Raw genomic sequence first — 16,303 nt, 5'->3', positions numbered from 1 at the left:
AGGTATACCTCAGATGTACTTCGTATTAGAGGCTGGGTTGTTTGCGGAAGGCCATCGGAGTAACCCCGGTTTCCCGTTTGAATACAGCAGAGAACTGGGAGTCCTTGACGAATCCCGAATCGTTAGCCACTTGCGAGATGGTCATTTCCGTGTGCAGCAGCAGGGACTTGGCATGATCCAGCCGTTTGCGCAGCAAATAGTGCTGAGGAGAGACGCCGGTTGTTTCCTTAAACAAATGGCGGAAGCGCTCGTAACTGTACCCGGACATGCTGGCTAATGATTCGCCGGAAATTTTTTGCTGAAAATGCTCGTCCATATAATTGATGGCGTATTTAAGCCGTCCTTCATCCGGCTGGAGATGTTTGTTCAGACCTACCAGACGCTGAATTTGCGTGGTCAACTCGCTGACGAGCAGATTGAGCATCTCATAATATCCCTCCTGTTGGGAGGTAAACTCATATTCCATCCTCAGAATCAGCTGCTGGATCGTATGTTTATCGTCATCCTCAATGACTTTGTTTAAATTGCGGATGGCCTCTTCCTGTTCGCAGAGAAAGCCGATAAAGAGCAGCTCCGAATCGGAGGTATGCTTCTCATCGTGCAGGGTATGTGGAGAAATGAGAGCGAAGGTATGCGGTTTGAAGGCGAAATTTGACATTCCGATCCGCGTATTTCCGCTTCCGCCGAAGTAATAAACAAGTTCATAGCATTTATGCTGATGCAGCTGAATATAGGTGTCTTTTTTATGGTGAGTATGGAAAAGAAACAGCAATCGGTCCATAATTCCCCTCCTTGTGGCTAAATATTAGCCGATTATTGTAAAAAGATGACCGAATTCGGGTGATATCCCGCCTGTTTTATTGTTATTATCCTATCAGTTAGTTCCTATTATGACAATTCGACAAGGCGTGTCAGCTTATGCTTTAGGGGGGACGTCTCTATTCTATTGTCGGTATTTCTGTCATTTTCGTTACAGGTTATGGATTAGGAACAAACAAACTATAGAGAAAAACGGGGGAGTCGGCTTATCATGGTATTTTCTAAAAAGAGAAGTTTTACAATGTTAGCGGCATTACTCATGGTTTCACTATTGCTCTCCGCATGTTCCGGGTCTGGAGCTGGAAGCAGTACGGCTGGATCGGGGGAGACTTCGGGTTCGAAGACCCTGACAATTATGGCGGAAACCAGTTCCCATGCGGATGCGTTCAAGAGCATCATCCCTGACTTCGAGGAAAAGTACGGCGTGAAAGTGAATGTCGTGGAACTTCCTTACGACCAGTATCAACAACAGCTTAAATTAAAATTTGTATCCGAACAGGTCGATTTCGATTTGGCGTATGTCCCGATCGGCTGGGTGCCTGAATTCCAACTAGCGAACTATATCGTTCCGATTGCCACGGAGCAGGCCAAGCTGGACGAGCTGGAATTGGATGATTTTCCGGGAATCGACAACGCTTATTTCGGTGCGGACAAACAGCTGTATTTCCTTCCTTATATGAATGAAACGCACGGCATTCTGTATCGGACCGACCTGTTTGAAGATGCGGCCGAGAAGAAAGCGTTCCAGGACAAGTATGGCTATGAGCTGCAGCCGCCGCAAACGATGCAGCAGTACAAGGATATCGCAGCATTCTTTAACCGTCCGGACGAGAACCTGTACGGTGTGACTCTGATGGGCGAGAATAGCATTCTGTCTGGTTTTGCATTCTATAACCGTCTGTTTAACTACGGCGGCGACTTATACGACAGCAATTATAAACAGCAATTCAACAATGAAGCGGGTATCAAGGCGTTGAATGATTTCAAGGAATTGTTCCAGTATGCTTCTCCTGCGGCCAGACAGTATGGTTGGTCGGATGCTTCCTCCGAATTCCTGCAAGGACGCAGCGCGATGGCGGAGATGGCCACTACGGTTGCGCAAATGGCGCAGGATCCGAATCAATCCACTATTGCCGGTAAGGTTGGCTTCACTGCAATTCCGGGAAATGACGACAATACGAGCGACATTAAACGCTTCTATCTGCCATACGGCTTTGTCATGACCAAGCATTCCGACAATGAGGAAACCGCTTTCCAATGGATGGAGTTCGCAACCAGCCAGGAAATGATGGAGAAAGCTGCGCCGGTAGGAAACATTCCTGCCCGTACTTCGGCACTTACTGGAAGTTTGGCTTCGGAATACAGTTTCTATGAGCCGCATGCGGACATTATGAATTCCTTCCGTCTTGAGACCTTGCCACTGATTCCGGAAGGCTCGACGATTACAGGCGAAATTCTGCCGAATGCCGTCGTGAAATATCTGTTCGGCGAACGAGCTGCCGAAGATGCCCTGAAAGAGGCGGCTACCGAATTCGATGAATTGATGAAATCGCGTGGCTACTAAGGATCATATATGAATGACAGCAGTTCGCTGCTATGAGAAGGAAGGGGCACCCTTCCTTTCTCTATATTCTCTAATGTAAGGCGGTTAATGAACAATGCCATCTCAACCACGTGAAAGACTATGGTTCGTTTTGCCGGGCATTCTGATCATCGTTCTGGTCCTGCTGATTCCGATTCTGGCAGCACTGGGACTCAGTTTTTTCTCCTATCCGCTGCAGCGACCGGACCTGGGCATCCAATTTATTGGACTCGATAATTTCAAAAGGCTTCTGGCGGACACCACCTTCATGAATTCATTATGGAGAAGTGTCCAGTTCACGGTAGGCGCAGTTGCCGCGGAAATGATCGTGGGAACGATGCTGGCTCTGCTGCTGAAGGGTCATGTGTGGGGGAAGTCATTCTTCAAAGTTGCCTTTATGGTCCCTATGATGATGGTTCCCGTTGTTGTCGGGGTAGCCTGGAGACTGTTCCTGCTTCCGGAATTTACGCCGCTAGGACCCATCTTTAAGTTTCTGCATATTCCCTTCGATACATCGAAGCTGCTGACGGATCCGGGCTGGGCAATGTTCTCGGTCATTCTGGCGGATGTATGGCAGTGGAGTCCGTTTGTCATGATTATGGTACTCGCTAACCTTCAAGGGATACCGGATGATGTGTACGAGGCCGCTCAGATGGACGGGGCTTCCAGATGGAAGACCTTCTGGTCGATGACCCTGCCTTTGGTTGCTCCAGCCTTGCTGTCCGTAGCCGTGCTGCGGGCGATGGATGCTGTCCGGACCTTCGACTTGGTTTATATTCTGACCAGCGGTGGACCGGGCACGGCAACCGAGCTGGTGTCGGTATACAACTATAAAATCGCATTTAGCCGCTATGACATGGGGTATGCGTCGGCTGTTTCCACCGCCGTGATGATTCTGCTGGCCGTTGTCATATTTGGTGCGCTCTATATGCTTAGCCGGGGAGGGAAGAAGCAATGAACAGCCGAAGACGGAAACGCCATCTGTTTACAGGAATCAAAACAGGAATACTTCTCCTGTTCCTCCTCTTCTTCATGCTGCCGATTGTATGGGTGGCTCTGACGTCGATTAAACGCCCCGTTGATCAAATGGCCATTCCACCCGTCTGGTTCCCGGAGCAGCCGGTCTTTGACAGCTACCTGACCCTGTTTGAGAACCCGGATTTCGTGACAAGTCTGGTGAACAGCCTGCTGATTTCCGGAATTGCCACGCTGATCACCGTGCTCATCGGTGCCATTGCGGCTTATTCGATTGAACGATTCCGTACAGGGGGCCCGCTGTTGCCGAATCTGCTCTTGATGACGCGGATGATTCCGCCCGTGGTCGTTATTGTGCCGATCTTTCTGCTGGCTTATCGCGTGAATCTGCTGGATACGTATGTTCTATTAATCATTACCTATTCGGCGCTGAATATGGCGCTTATTATATGGCTGCTCCGTTCTTTCTTCGCCCAGCTGCCCGTGGAGATGGAGGAGGCGGCGATGATGGACGGCTGTTCCCGCATCGGACTATTCTTCCGAATTGTGCTCCCGGTGGTCATGCCGGGCATTGCGGCTGCGGGGCTGATCTGCTTCATCTTCTGCTGGAATGAGTTCCTGTTCGCAGTGACGTTGTCGGGCGCGCATACGAAGACGATGCCGGTCCTGACGAGCACCTTCGTAAGCGAGCGCGGATTGGACCGGGGGCTGATGTCGGCTAGCGGCTTGATCTCCAGCTTGCCTGTGATTGTCCTGACGATTGTGTTCCAGCGCTATCTGGTGAGCGGTCTCACCCAGGGAAGCGTAAAGTAATATTTTTTCGTATGGAGAGAGGAAGAAAACAATGAAAAAAGTAATTATCGACTGTGATCCGGGGATGGACGATTCTCTGGCTCTGATCTTGGCAATCAAATCCCCTGCGCTTCAGGTAGAGGCGGTTACGACGGTAGCCGGTAACTATCCGATCGATGTGACCAGCGCGAATGCCCTGAAAGTCATGGAGCTGCTTGGGAAGAGCGATATCCCTGTGGCCAAGGGCATGGGGAAACCGCTGGTGCGGGCACTGGCTTCCGATCCGTTCAGCCATGGCTCGGACGGACAAGCTGAGTATCATCTGCCGGCGCCGAAGCTGGAGCTATCAAGTCTGCATGGCGCTGATATGATTATAGAGATGGTCAAGAAGAACGAGGGAGATATTCATATTCTGGCGCTGGGTCCCCTGACCAATGTGGCGCTGGCCATGATGATTGCACCGGAGATCAAACCGATGATCAGCTCGATCACGGCGATTGCCGGTTCCTATGGACTCAATAAATATGCAACAGCCAACGCTACCGGCGATAATCCGCAGAGTGAGTGGAATGTGTACGTGGATCCGGAAGCTGCGGAGATCGTATTTAACTCAGGCGTGCCGCTGTATGCCATCGGATTGGATGTGGCTACCCATTTTGACGTGAACTTTACGGAGACCGAGCTGGCTGAGCTGAAGCAGTCGCCGAACCGCGAGGCAGACTTCCTGCATAACATGGTTCAATTCGTGCTGAGACGCGGCTTTGAATCGTATTGCGTGCTCATCGATTCGATGGCTGTCGCCGCGGTAATCGAGCCTTCTTTGATTCAATACGTGAAGGGCAAGGTCGGGATCGAGACGAAGGGGGAATTGACCCTGGGCATGACGATTTTGGATACGCGCCATCACCATACTTGGGAACATTTGCCCGAAATTAATGTGGCCTATGAAGCGGACTACCGCCGTTTCTTACGAATGGTGATGGATGCCGTGCTCGCGTAATTGCGGGGAGAGCTAATTAACTTATCAATAGTGAACGCATAAGCTAGATTCATCTTCAACCAGAAACCCTACGGTTTCTGGTTTTTTTAATAGGAAAACAGGATAGGCTGATCCTGTTTACAGGGGCGAAGCAGAGGGAACAGGAAGAATTTTCGCAATGGGTGGCTTAGGATGAATAAGTTGTGGGGAATCCAAATAGGAATGATGTGTGGGTCGTCGGAGAGCCTGTAACTCGGCATTCCGAAATGGATCGATTTGGCATGACAGGCCGATAATATTGCCATTTTCTTTACATAATTGTCCGGTATCCTGTTTAAGGGGGGAATGCGCGAATGAGGGTTGTCAGCTGCTAGGAATAGTGGATATGCCGGAAGAGAAGAGTTGGATTGAAGAAAATCCCTGTTTAATGGAACCATTGGGTTGTCTGCACGTATACAAGGTTAATAGGTTCATACGGGTTATTCGTTGTTATGAAATGCAGAATCTCACATTGTACTGACTCTCAAAATTGCCATCAATTTGGCATTTGTATTTATTAAAGAAAGCTGACGTGAACCTCTGTTCGTGTGGTACAATAGGAACACTAGAAGGTCTGATTGCTTCTGTTAAGCACTTGCATCGAATAAGTACCAGGGCGTTTGCATTTCTAAAATGCGACCAGCCCAGGTTTTCCCATCTTTTTTTAGAAAAACAGACATTTTGCGCTTAAGTCGCCCTGTTTGTGGTAATAGAAGAATACAGGGTTTTTTTTGAACTGTTGGGTGGCAATACATACCTTTTTTGGAACTACATTTCAAGCTATGGATTGAAATATTCAATGTAGAGCCATATTTCGATAAAAGTTCAAACAGAATGCTCAAAAATGCAACTTTTTTAGCCGCTGAAGAGTCTTTACAATAGAGAGATATTTAACAGGTGGTACGCTGCCGATTTCATAGGAAACTAGATACACTCGGTACAGGGCAGGTTGTTATGACGACAAGATGATTTCATAGGTCAGTCGGTAATGGCGGAGGGTCTGAAGCTGGTAAAGTATCTTGACGCGTAGCAACCAAGGGGAGAGAGGGATCGCAATGGGATTATTTGACGATGATTTCTATTCAACTAAAATTTCCAGACGGAGCAAAAATACCAGCGAGGACCGACCTGAGCGAACGAAGTGGCGGACGACCCGCCGTAAAAAGGGTTTATCCACATTCCAGATTTCCGCGATCAGTTCGGTGTGCAGTGCTCTGATTGCGGTGATGCTGTTCAGCTTCATAACGGGCCATCCTGCGACCTCTTCACCGATTACCCTGATTAATGGCAGCCATCAGCTGTCCACGTCCGATGGGGATCCCTATGAACGGATTATTAGCGTTGCTCAGAAGGTTCGACCGGTTGTTGTCAGTGTGCTGACACATAAAGAGAGCGCGGTGCCTGAAGAGGAAGGCCCTGAGGGAGAAGGATTGGAAGAGGATTTCGGTACCCTGCCAGAGGAAGAGGGAGACTTTGAGCTTCCGGAGGGATTCGACTTCGGTGAGGATTTTGATTTCGGAAATGATTTCGGCAGTTCACAGGAAGACACCCTGGGCTCTGGCGTTATCTTCAAGAAACTTGAAGGCAAAGCCTTCGTGATTACGAATAACCATGTGGTTCAAGGTGCCGTTTCCCTTGAGGTTGTACTGGTAGGCGGCGAGAAGAAGAAGGCGACGTTGGTCGGAACAGACAAAGTTAGCGATATTGCTGTTCTGTCGATTGACAGTAAAGGCATCGGAGAAGTCGCAGAGTTTGGGGATTCCTCCAAGCTTCGACTCGGCGAAACGGTCATCGCTATCGGCAACCCGCTAGGCCTGGGCGACACGCTCACATCCGGGATTGTCAGTTACACGAACCGTGTGATACCGGTATCCCTGAACCAGGACGGCATCTACGATTGGGAGCAGGCGGTCATTCAGACCGACGCTGCCATTAATGAGGGGAATAGCGGGGGCGCTTTGGTGGATTTGAACGGTAAAGTTATCGGCATCAACACGATGAAAATTGCGGACACCGGCGTAGAAGGGCTTGGGTTTGCAATTCCGGTCAATGAAATTACGGAGGTTGTAACCGAGCTAATGCTGAAGGGGCATATTGCACGCCCTTATCTTGGCGTATACTCCGTGGACTTGGGTAATCCGTATGCTCCGCTGAGCAAGAAGGAGAAGGAGAACCTCAAGCTGCCGAAGACGGTAACCGAAGGCGTGGTCGTGCTGGATGCGCTTGGACCTGCGCTGGATGCCGGTCTGCAGCTGAACGACGTGATCGTCAAACTGGACGGCAAACCGATCACGACAACGCTGGAGCTGCGTAAGCATCTCTACCTTAACACGAAGGTGGGCAAAGACCTGGACGTGACCTTCTATCGTGACGGCAAGCTGCAGTCGCTGAAGGTGAAGCTGGAAGAGAAGCCTGGGGAATAATGCAGGCTGGATTGGCTGACTTGGTTGGCCCAAGTCATTGCGGGTTTTTTTGGAGTGAATGTGCTTGTCCATTGTTTAATGCAGTAGGTTCATGGGTATATATTATGGTTAGCGTTGAATAATATCCAATATAGAGAGATTGAAAAAGGTTAGATACGAGCCGTGAAACGGCCGCGAAGAAGAGCGTAGATTACGCTCTTTTTTTGCTGTCTGCATCGAAAATGATGGTGGGTATAAGGACTTTGGATGTGAAATCCATGGATAGATAGGAAGCTTTTGTGGATTGAAAAACGGTCGGGATGAGCAAATGGGTTAAAAACATTTCTTTTTCTCGTAGAGTGTGGTAGAACAGAAGAGTGGCTATACTGCTTTGAAGATAAACACAACATGAGGCGAAAGATAGAAAGGATGCATAGAATGTACGTCGTATGCAAGGAACATGTGGAACTAGCGATCGAAAATTTCGTGGATGAATATGAGGATGCCCCGGATATTGTTGATCTGAAGGAGACCGAGTTTTCGGACTGGGACCCACCGGTGAAGTGCGCGGAGTGCGAGAAGCATGCTGAGTTTTTAGTTGTGTAACGTGAATATTTTAATTAAATAAATAATCCAAATGAGAAAGCGTGATGAATTCACGCTTTTTTTGTTTAAAGAGATGATGAAGTGAATAGAAAGAAACGAAGCTTCGGTGGACAGTCCTCCGTAGTGTATGATGGATGTATAGATTACACGGAGGCGCGGGTAACCTAGCGTGAATGGAGACGATCAGAAATGGGTGACTATAGAAGATCATGGGAAGACGAGATCAGTCGGGCAGCCGATGAGGCCTATGAGAAGGAAATGGATGACATCAACCGTCAGCTGAAGCAGGAAATTCTCATCGCTCTGATTGGTGATGTGAATACAGGCAAGTCCTCCACCATGAACCGGATCGTGGGTGAAGAGGTCGCTGTTATCGGGGCAGAGCCTGGAGAAACGACGGAAATTAAACCGCATAAGTACAAGGAGCATATTTACTTCATGGATACACCCGGGTTGAATGATGTGAACACCGCGAACTCGGAGATCACCTTGAAATACTATAAACAAGCGGATATTGTTCTATTCTTCCTGAACGCTGCGGGCACTGTCTTCTCCGAGGCGGAGAAGAAGTCCTTCGAGAAGATTCAGGACGTGAACTCGAACATCTTGATCGTGCTGAACAAAATAGACGCTGCAGATGAAATCGACCGCCTGGTAGCACGGATTAAGAAGGAGACCGGTGGGCATTATGAGGTTGCGCCGGTATCTTCAAGGACGGGTGAGAACATTGACCGGCTGCGGAGCAGCATTCTGGAGATGCTTAAAAAAAAGTCTAAAGACATTCTCTTTGCCAAAAGTATCAAGGAGAAGTCAGCGACTGCCAACGGGTGGATCATCGGAGCCTCGATCTCGGCAGGAGCGGTAGGCGCATCACCCATCCCGGGGTCGGATATCATTCCGATTACCGGCATTCAGGTGAGTCTGCTCACCAGGCTTGCGGTGCTGTACAATAGGCCGATCAGCAAGGAGACGGCCAAGGAGCTGGTCATTGCCACGATATTCGGGAATATCGGCAAGAGCATTTTTCGGCAGATCGTAAAGGTTTTCCCTGGAGCGGGGTCGGTCGCCGGAGCAACGGTAGCGGGTGCCACCACCCTGGCGCTGGGATATGCGGTGAAATATGCTTACGAGCACAACATCGAGATCAATACGGCGAATATTACGAAGCTCTACAAGAGGTTCAGGGAGAAGGCGGAGACGGAAACCGAATCGGAATCGGAATCCAAGTCCGAGTCGAAGTAAGGAAGACGATGTCGAATGCATACCACATCTAACGGATGGAAATAGAAAAAGGGGCCATCGGCCCCTGATCATAGCTGCGTCATTGCAGCGACATTATCATGATTTACTTAATGGCCGCAGCGTGATCGGCTTTTGCCTGCTCCAGCATCGATTTCCAATCCGGGAAATCGGTTTCTCTAGAAACATGACGATCAAACAGTTCATCCGGAATGTTATCGATATCTTCGTGCGTTTCCACTTGGAAGTTACCTTTTACCACAAAATCTTCAAAACTGCTGTGCGATGAATGTTTACGCATAAACGATTCATTGAACAGCTTTTCCAGAGAGATGTTATCCGGATCCTCCTGTACCGATTTTTGGCCTTGTAATTCCTTCAACAGATCATCAAACGACATGGGCTTTTGCTTTCTCAGAGTACCACTCCTATAACTAATATTTGTGTTCAGTATAACATAACCGGATTTCTCATATACATAGTCAGCTCCGGAAGGCTTGACGCCTTGTTATCTTCTTAATAATGAAGACCAAGTCTGTTCCAGCCAGTGATCAAAGTCATCGCCCTTGTCACCTTCGTACGTATCGTAGATGTCGATTCTCATCTTTTTTAATTTCTCTTTGAAGTCTTCATACGTGTGGTCACGGGGAAGGCTTTTTTTAATGCGGAGCAACACCTTCGAAACGTCCTTCATCAGCTCGCCTTTGGGTCTTTCCGGCATCTGCACGTCCTCACCAAAGGCCAGGAGTTTACGATAGGCTGCCTCCCGCACTTGATAAACCGCATCCGTATTCAGTCTATGCAGCAAAATATCAATGGATTTCTGATTTTTCCAATTTCCCAACGCTTCCACCGCGTCTAACCGTTCTCTCCAATTGGCATTCCGGTTGGCGGAGCTTTTGAGCTCCTCGTAATTCTCGGGCATATCCGTTATTAATTCTTGATTGTCCAATCCGTTCATCTCCTTCAATATGATGTATCAGGTCGATCTGTACCATATGTTCATTACGGGGTGCCTTTATGATTCTCGGCTTCCGATGTACCGTCTGCCTGCTTGGCCCCTTTACTGGTATAAGGTTTGGGTTTACTCTTCGCTCTTCTCGCACTTGCATCCCAGCGGCTCCAGCCCTTCTTGCCTGTGCCTCTGCCTGTTCCGCCCTTGCCCTTGGATTTACTCAACCCATCACTCCGTTACGGTATATTCTTGTCCCTATATTTCTGATTGTTTACCAGCACTGTTGAAATATACACTGTATTGGGCCATATGTATAGGATACCACGGAAATCAGCATAAGAATCGAATTATATGGGGATGGAGTTTTAGGTATAAGTAGGGGCATGTCTTCGGTTGACTAATTTTTCCCAGCATGGTATCTTATTTTTGAACTGACCAGTCAGAATAAGAACGGTGATCTGAAATTTAGTTATGAAAGGGCCGATTCGATTGTGAGCAAAGATAAAATTATCCAAGCAGCCATTGAGGTATTCTCCGAGAAGGGATATCACCGCGCAAGCATGGACGAGATTGCAGCCCGCGCACAGGTTGCCAAGGGGACTCTGTACTATAACTTCCCGGGCAAATCCCAGCTCTTCAAGACGGTGGTGAAGCAGGGCTTCGAAGATATCATGCAGCGGACGGAGGCAGACCTGAATTCCTCCCTGCCAATGAAGGAGAAGATTGAGCGCACGATTCGCCATCATCTGGATCTGTTTCTCGAATCCCGCCATTTCTCGCACATCGTATTTAATGAGATTTCGAACGGCATCGAGCAGGATGTTCTGGACGAGTTGAAGGAACTGAAACGGAAGTATTTAAGCTTCCTGGCAAGCATCATCGAGGAAGGTCAGTGCGAAGAGAACCTGTGCCGTGCCGTTGACCCTAATCTGGCCGCTGCTAGTATTGTCGGAACGCTGGAGAGCACCTGTAATTATTATCTGAATCATCAGGATACGTATTCGCGCGAGGATCTGGAGCGATTTGCATTCACGATGATTACTCAAGGCCTGTTTATATCGCTTGAATAAGCAAGGCCTTCTTTTTTTAAGCACGTATAACTGACCAGTCAGTTTAAAAAATTAGCGATGGAAAGCGAAGGTGTTAAGCATGGAATGGAATAAGAACGGTTTACTCCCGCTGGAATGGTTCCGCCAGATGCGGACGGAATCTCCGGTGGAGGCAATTGAGGGTAATGGAGGCTGGAACGTTTATAAATACGTGGATGTTAAAGCCGTCTTCACGAATTACGAAGTGTTCTCTTCTCAAGGGTCCTCTTCTTCCGATGACCCGATTGAATCCAGCATCCTGCGGCAGGATCCGCCGAAGCACCGTCAGCTGCGTAAGCTGGTATCCCATGCTTTTACACCTCGTATCATAGAATCGCTTGCCCCTAAGATCCAGGAGATCACGACATCCCTGCTGGACGAAGCGGAGAAGAAGGGGAAGATGGATATCGTTGCCGATCTCGCAAGTCCGCTGCCGATCACGGTGATTGCCGAGATGCTCGGCGTATCGATGGAGGACCGGGAGCGATTTAAAGCGTGGTCGGACGCCCTGGTAGGTAACAATGGGGATGCTTATTATCAGTGTCAGCGGGAGATGAGCGAATACTTCTCCGAAATCGCGGAGAATCGTCGTCGTCATCCGCAGGACGATCTGATTACGAAACTGGTGGAGGCGCGTATCGACAATGAACATCTCACCGACCTGGAGATTATCGGATTTTGTATTCTCCTTCTCGTAGCGGGTAATGAAACAACAACCAATCTGATCTCATCGGCGGTGCTTGCCTTTGATAGCCTGCCTGAGGTCCGTGCAGAGGTACTTGGAGATTCAACGCTGCTTCCAGGGGCAATCGAAGAAGTCTTCCGTTACTTCTCACCTGTTCAAATGATGTTCCGCAGCGTGAAGCAGGACACGGTGCTGCGTGGGCAGGAGCTGAAGCGGGGACAGTTCGTTTATATCTGGATGGCTTCGGCCAATCATGACGAGGATGTGTTCGAGCAGCCGGACGTATTCAACATCCACCGGAATCCGAACCCGCATCTGGGACTCGGAAGCGGCATCCACTACTGTATGGGCTCACAGCTGGCGCGGATGGAGTCCCGGATTGCCCTCCAGACCCTGCTGGATCGTTACCCCGAATATCGCCGTGATCGCTCCGTAGAGCTGGAACGGATGGATAGCACGATGATGTTTGCGCTGAAGGAGCTGCCGGCCTTTTTAAAATAGACACGAAGAGAAGAGTCACTCTCAGAGAGCGGCTCTTTTTTTTCGATAATCGCTGTAAGTTGGTCAAACACAGTCGAACAAGCTTAGAAGTAAATGAGTTGGCAGTCTCAAACTCTAACGCTCTGCTGGCTTTTGTGTTGACAAGGAAATGAGGGAGCTTGCTGAAGGAAGGCGGGGTAGGTCAGGGTATGTCCTTTAATTGGTGTCGGTACAATGTTAGAATGAACGACATAACAGCAGAGTTTAAGGAGCGAAAAACGCTATGAATATACAGATGGTATGCGTAGGCAAGTTGAAGGAGAAGTACCTGGTGCAGGGCATTGCGGAGTACAGTAAGCGTCTTGCGCCTTACGTGCGCTTGTCCGTGCACGAGGTGCCGGATGAGAAGGCCCCGGAGAACATGAGTGAAGCTGAGATGAGGCAAGTGCAGGAGAAGGAGGGCGTCGGCATTCTCAGCCACATCAAGCCGGACACCCACGTCATCGCCCTCGCGATCGGCGGCCAGCTGTGGTCCAGCGAGGAACTGGCGGCCCACATCGACAAGCTGGGGACGTACGGCACCAGCAACGTCGCCTTTGTCATTGGCGGCTCTAACGGCCTCTCCGAGGACGTACTGAAGCGCGCCCAGACGAAGCTCAGCTTCGGGCGGATGACCCTGCCACACCAGCTGATGCGGCTGGTGCTGGTAGAGCAGATTTACCGGGCGGTGAAGATTAATCGGGGGGAACCGTATCATAAATAACGCAAATTTTGGGGGCGATCGCTTGCTGAGCAAAGAAAGTTGCCCCGCAGGTTGGACCCTCGGGGAAAAATCGCCGCGCAGGCGGGCTCCATATAGTCTTTGATCGGATGATTTTAGTGCCGAAAAAATCTAATATTGCGAAACGCTAATGTGAAGTTGACTACTTTCAAAGTTAATCAAACTACTATATTATAAAACGATTACAATGGAAGTTAGAGCCATAGTGTATGAAAGAAGGATCTTCTATGCTAAAATAAAAGGTAAATTAAAGGAAAAAGTTGATGAAAAAAATTATGGATAATGGTGCTGAGATTTTTAGAGATTGTTCCAATACTGAGGAAGTAATGGAACACCAACAAATAGCAAGTAGTTTCTGGGAATCTTGTGAAAACAGTTATGTTAGCTCAGAAGATTTATATAATAATCAAGAAAAAGCCCTGATGGAGCTTTTCATTCCTAAATTAACAAATAACGATGAGGTTCTTGATATTGGCTGTAGTAATGGGCGATTCACTATCTTGACCTCCAAATATTGCAAATCCATTGATGCATTTGATTTGTCCCAAAGTTTAATTGATTTTGCCAAAACGATGGCTGAAAATAACAACATTATGAATGTAAACTTTAGTGTTGGGAATATTACTGAACTTAGTTCAGAAAAGGTATATGATCATGTAATGTGCATGGGAGTTTTTACAGCAATTCCTGATGATATCATTGTAAGAAACGCTATTTCAAAATTCCCCAAAATAATTAAGAAAGATGGTTACCTTGTGGTAAAAGATTCGGTAGCCACATTTACTAGCCAACTATATGTCAATAAAAACTATGCTGCAATCTACCGAAATGAAAAGACATATATAAATATGTTCAAAGGTATTGGTATGGAACTAGTTGATGAAGTGGTCCTGAAAAGGACATTCGCAAATAGGACGTTCACGAATAACCAAGAGTTTTATAGTAAATTTTATATGTTTAAAAATAAGCAATAAGAGTCGCATTGCAGTACACACTGATACATATTTTTATAGTCAATAGCCTATTGGGATTTAGATACATAACAATGAACCGCATCATAAGTAACGGAGGTTGCGGCGGTATAAGATTTACTGGTGATTAACAAAGGAGCATGCCGCAGATGGCAGCTCCTTTTCGATTTTTCGCCGAAGGCCCGTTAAGCGGAGCCTTATCACAAGTAACGAATGCAATCGGTCACCGTAATTAAATATATCTCTATATACGACACACGTTAAAGTGTGTCTCGCATCTACGAGAAAACGGCGAATGTACACGTATATAATAGAGATGTATTCATGAATAAAGGGAGAGCGCTCCGTTGCAGTCCCATACGCACTGTCGTTTTGGAGAAGGCCATAGGCGAAGTGGAAGGCAGATTCAATCTCAAACGGGGCTCAGCTTGCATTGGACTGCTGAGCCCCGTCTGAAATAGAACGCTTTTGGGTTGTATCTTATTATGAAAGCTTAATGGAGCCGATCAGTTCATTCAATTCGGACTGTAATTGCAGATGGAGTTTCTCTACGATCGAAAAATCTGTGGCTGCAACATAGTAGGCCTTAATTTGAGAATCGATGGCTTCGGCTTCGGCCAGATGGGAGGTGGCCTCTTTCATTTTTGCCGAATAGCGTGCTTTGATACTGGCTATTTCGGCAGCATGAGCTTCATCTGTTCCAGGAGCTATAGTCCGTGTATACATATCCAGGATCTCATCCCCGTCCCGATCTGGAAAGTATTCATGCGGAGCGGTACTGTCGAAGATAGCTGTTCCAAGCTTCGGGAATATCAACATATCCAAACTGTTCGGATCAAAGCCGCAATGAAACACTTGCACATCGATTCCTTTTTTTTCGGCAGCGGAGGCAAGCTTTTTCAGCAGAGTCGATTTGCCAGATCCCGCCCTTCCTTTGATGAAAATCCGTCTTTCCAGCTGAGCGGTCAAGCTTTGAATAAAATCGAATGAACCTCTCGGGGTCGCAGCTCCGAGAAATAAGTGACGCGAAGCGGTTGGCGTATCGCTTTCATGACCGGCGTATAATTCTTGAATCAAATCCTGCGCAATCTGGTCGGCCTTCGAGAAATCCATATTTTCGATATAATATTTTTCCCACTCGTCATGAATCTGCAATGCCGTTGCGAACGTTTCATACGCTTTTGAATAGGCGCTTTCAAGCTTGCCTCTAAGATCTTCTATCGTTATGAAATGTTCCGGTAAAATAAGGCTGTTATCAAACGCTTCCTCGAAATGAATAAAGACGATTTCCCCGGCCCCCCTATCCGAAATCCCCTTACAGACTCGCCCGTCGACAATACCAACCTTCAATTCCGTTAAAATGATGCCATCCAGTTCGTCGGGACGGAGAGGGGAGTGGAAGCATTGCACATGCAAGCCTTTATCCAGCAGGATATCCGCCAAGCTTTGAATGACCGTCGATTTCCCCGTACCTTGGGGCCCCGTAAGGACAAATATCTTGTTCAGCCCATCAAATGCGGATGTATACAAGAAATGAGCTCCGTGCGCAGTGTTGCCATGGGCAAAATAGTGAGATGATTTTACTACCAACCTGAAACACTCCTTTGTACCTATTCCGATTCGCAAAGTTTACAGAATAAGCATGATTGGGATAAGTGCCTATTCATTTGTATATTCCGCATTGTAAAAAATGGTGTTCGTCCTCTCCCATGTTTTTCGCTATTTGTTGACGGGGCTACAAGAAGGTCCAGTTTCACCCGACTGCTTTGATAGGCGTAAGGCGGAGATGGGATTTCGGATTTGGGAAAGGCTGTAACCCCCATAGATCCGACTTTGGAATCAATTTCCTGGCCGGACTTGCGTGAACCGTGCGGCAATCTCTATAGTAGAAGGGAACGACATACGAACGG

Annotated in this window: 16 protein-coding genes; 11 read left to right on the top strand and 5 right to left on the bottom strand. The window is 48.0% G+C overall.

The window, feature by feature from the left end:
* Positions 1–25: 25 nt before the first annotated feature.
* Positions 26–781 carry a helix-turn-helix domain-containing protein gene (locus CRG97_RS32445; RefSeq protein ID WP_098749572.1) on the bottom strand — a complete coding sequence of 252 codons (756 nt, stop codon included), beginning with the start codon at positions 779–781 and terminating at the stop codon, positions 26–28.
* Positions 782–1,060: 279 nt separating this feature from the next.
* On the opposite strand from CRG97_RS32445, the gene CRG97_RS32440 reads away from it, so the two are divergent.
* From CRG97_RS32440 to CRG97_RS32410, 7 genes are all read left to right on the top strand, one after another.
* On the top strand, positions 1,061–2,383 hold the full coding sequence (locus CRG97_RS32440; protein ID WP_237566643.1) for an ABC transporter substrate-binding protein: 1,323 nt from the start codon (positions 1,061–1,063) through the stop codon (positions 2,381–2,383).
* A 94-nt stretch (positions 2,384–2,477) separates the two neighbouring features.
* On the top strand, positions 2,478–3,359 hold the full coding sequence (locus CRG97_RS32435; protein WP_098749570.1) for a carbohydrate ABC transporter permease: 882 nt from the start codon (positions 2,478–2,480) through the stop codon (positions 3,357–3,359).
* The gene (locus tag CRG97_RS32430; protein WP_098749569.1) at positions 3,356–4,189 is read left to right on the top strand and encodes a carbohydrate ABC transporter permease; all 834 of its coding nucleotides are present in this window, start codon (positions 3,356–3,358) and stop codon (positions 4,187–4,189) included. Before CRG97_RS32435 ends, CRG97_RS32430 begins: the two co-directional genes overlap by 4 nt.
* A gap of 31 nt (positions 4,190–4,220) precedes the next feature.
* The gene (locus CRG97_RS32425; RefSeq protein WP_098749568.1) at positions 4,221–5,168 is read left to right on the top strand and encodes a nucleoside hydrolase; all 948 of its coding nucleotides are present in this window, start codon (positions 4,221–4,223) and stop codon (positions 5,166–5,168) included.
* Positions 5,169–6,241: 1,073 nt separating this feature from the next.
* Entirely contained in the window at positions 6,242–7,609 is a 1,368-nt protein-coding gene (locus CRG97_RS32420) for a S1C family serine protease (RefSeq protein ID WP_098749567.1), read from the top strand.
* A gap of 417 nt (positions 7,610–8,026) precedes the next feature.
* On the top strand, positions 8,027–8,194 hold the full coding sequence (locus CRG97_RS32415) for a CxxH/CxxC protein (RefSeq protein WP_006207301.1): 168 nt from the start codon (positions 8,027–8,029) through the stop codon (positions 8,192–8,194).
* Between the two features lie 189 nt (positions 8,195–8,383).
* Complete coding sequence (locus tag CRG97_RS32410; RefSeq protein WP_098749566.1) at positions 8,384–9,436, top strand: GTPase; 1,053 nt, start codon at positions 8,384–8,386, stop codon at positions 9,434–9,436.
* A gap of 103 nt (positions 9,437–9,539) precedes the next feature.
* Here CRG97_RS32410 and CRG97_RS32405 read toward each other — a convergent pair whose 3' ends face one another.
* The 3 genes from CRG97_RS32405 to CRG97_RS32395 all read right to left on the bottom strand — a co-directional run bounded on the left by CRG97_RS32405 (position 9,540) and on the right by CRG97_RS32395 (position 10,612).
* Positions 9,540–9,833 (bottom strand): hypothetical protein, encoded by a 294-nt coding sequence (locus CRG97_RS32405; RefSeq protein WP_098749565.1) that lies wholly within the window; start codon positions 9,831–9,833, stop codon positions 9,540–9,542.
* A gap of 108 nt (positions 9,834–9,941) precedes the next feature.
* Positions 9,942–10,394 (bottom strand): HEAT repeat domain-containing protein, encoded by a 453-nt coding sequence (locus CRG97_RS32400; protein WP_202619027.1) that lies wholly within the window; start codon positions 10,392–10,394, stop codon positions 9,942–9,944.
* A 44-nt stretch (positions 10,395–10,438) separates the two neighbouring features.
* A complete protein-coding gene (locus tag CRG97_RS32395; protein WP_098749563.1) occupies positions 10,439–10,612 on the bottom strand; it encodes a DUF3934 family protein in 174 nt (57 codons plus the stop codon).
* 267 nt (positions 10,613–10,879) lie between these two features.
* Here CRG97_RS32395 and CRG97_RS32390 point away from each other — a divergent pair, with 267 nt between their 5' ends.
* From CRG97_RS32390 to CRG97_RS32375, 4 genes are all read left to right on the top strand, one after another.
* A complete protein-coding gene (locus CRG97_RS32390; RefSeq protein WP_098749562.1) occupies positions 10,880–11,458 on the top strand; it encodes a TetR/AcrR family transcriptional regulator in 579 nt (192 codons plus the stop codon).
* Positions 11,459–11,537: 79 nt separating this feature from the next.
* Complete coding sequence (locus tag CRG97_RS32385; protein ID WP_237566642.1) at positions 11,538–12,662, top strand: cytochrome P450; 1,125 nt, start codon at positions 11,538–11,540, stop codon at positions 12,660–12,662.
* Between the two features lie 262 nt (positions 12,663–12,924).
* Complete coding sequence (gene rlmH, locus CRG97_RS32380) at positions 12,925–13,404, top strand: 23S rRNA (pseudouridine(1915)-N(3))-methyltransferase RlmH (protein WP_098749560.1); 480 nt, start codon at positions 12,925–12,927, stop codon at positions 13,402–13,404.
* 281 nt (positions 13,405–13,685) lie between these two features.
* Entirely contained in the window at positions 13,686–14,396 is a 711-nt protein-coding gene (locus CRG97_RS32375; protein WP_098749559.1) for a class I SAM-dependent methyltransferase, read from the top strand.
* 480 nt (positions 14,397–14,876) lie between these two features.
* Here CRG97_RS32375 and CRG97_RS32370 read toward each other — a convergent pair whose 3' ends face one another.
* Entirely contained in the window at positions 14,877–15,983 is a 1,107-nt protein-coding gene (locus CRG97_RS32370) for a PRK06851 family protein (RefSeq protein WP_098749558.1), read from the bottom strand.
* Between the last annotated feature and the right edge of the window lie 320 nt (positions 15,984–16,303).

This window comes from Paenibacillus sp. EZ-K15, assembly GCF_002573715.1.
In the GTDB taxonomy this organism is placed as follows: Bacteria; Bacillota; Bacilli; order Paenibacillales; family Paenibacillaceae; genus Paenibacillus_AQ.
Note: the sequence above shows the minus strand (reverse complement) of the source record. Positions and strands in the feature narration are given on the sequence as shown.

Excerpts from the sequence above, each read along its gene's own strand:
- CRG97_RS32445 (WP_098749572.1), bottom strand. The coding sequence starts at position 781 with ATGGACCGATTGCTGTTTCTTTTCCATACTCACCATAAAAAAGACACC.
- CRG97_RS32440 (WP_237566643.1), top strand. The coding sequence starts at position 1,061 with ATGTTAGCGGCATTACTCATGGTTTCACTATTGCTCTCCGCATGTTCC.
- CRG97_RS32435 (WP_098749570.1), top strand. The coding sequence starts at position 2,478 with ATGCCATCTCAACCACGTGAAAGACTATGGTTCGTTTTGCCGGGCATT.
- CRG97_RS32430 (WP_098749569.1), top strand. The coding sequence starts at position 3,356 with ATGAACAGCCGAAGACGGAAACGCCATCTGTTTACAGGAATCAAAACA.
- CRG97_RS32425 (WP_098749568.1), top strand. The coding sequence starts at position 4,221 with ATGAAAAAAGTAATTATCGACTGTGATCCGGGGATGGACGATTCTCTG.
- CRG97_RS32420 (WP_098749567.1), top strand. The coding sequence starts at position 6,242 with ATGGGATTATTTGACGATGATTTCTATTCAACTAAAATTTCCAGACGG.
- CRG97_RS32415 (WP_006207301.1), top strand. The coding sequence starts at position 8,027 with ATGTACGTCGTATGCAAGGAACATGTGGAACTAGCGATCGAAAATTTC.
- CRG97_RS32410 (WP_098749566.1), top strand. The coding sequence starts at position 8,384 with ATGGGTGACTATAGAAGATCATGGGAAGACGAGATCAGTCGGGCAGCC.
- CRG97_RS32405 (WP_098749565.1), bottom strand. The coding sequence starts at position 9,833 with ATGTCGTTTGATGATCTGTTGAAGGAATTACAAGGCCAAAAATCGGTA.
- CRG97_RS32400 (WP_202619027.1), bottom strand. The coding sequence starts at position 10,394 with ATGAACGGATTGGACAATCAAGAATTAATAACGGATATGCCCGAGAAT.
- CRG97_RS32385 (WP_237566642.1), top strand. The coding sequence starts at position 11,538 with ATGGAATGGAATAAGAACGGTTTACTCCCGCTGGAATGGTTCCGCCAG.
- rlmH (WP_098749560.1), top strand. The coding sequence starts at position 12,925 with ATGAATATACAGATGGTATGCGTAGGCAAGTTGAAGGAGAAGTACCTG.
- CRG97_RS32375 (WP_098749559.1), top strand. The coding sequence starts at position 13,686 with ATGAAAAAAATTATGGATAATGGTGCTGAGATTTTTAGAGATTGTTCC.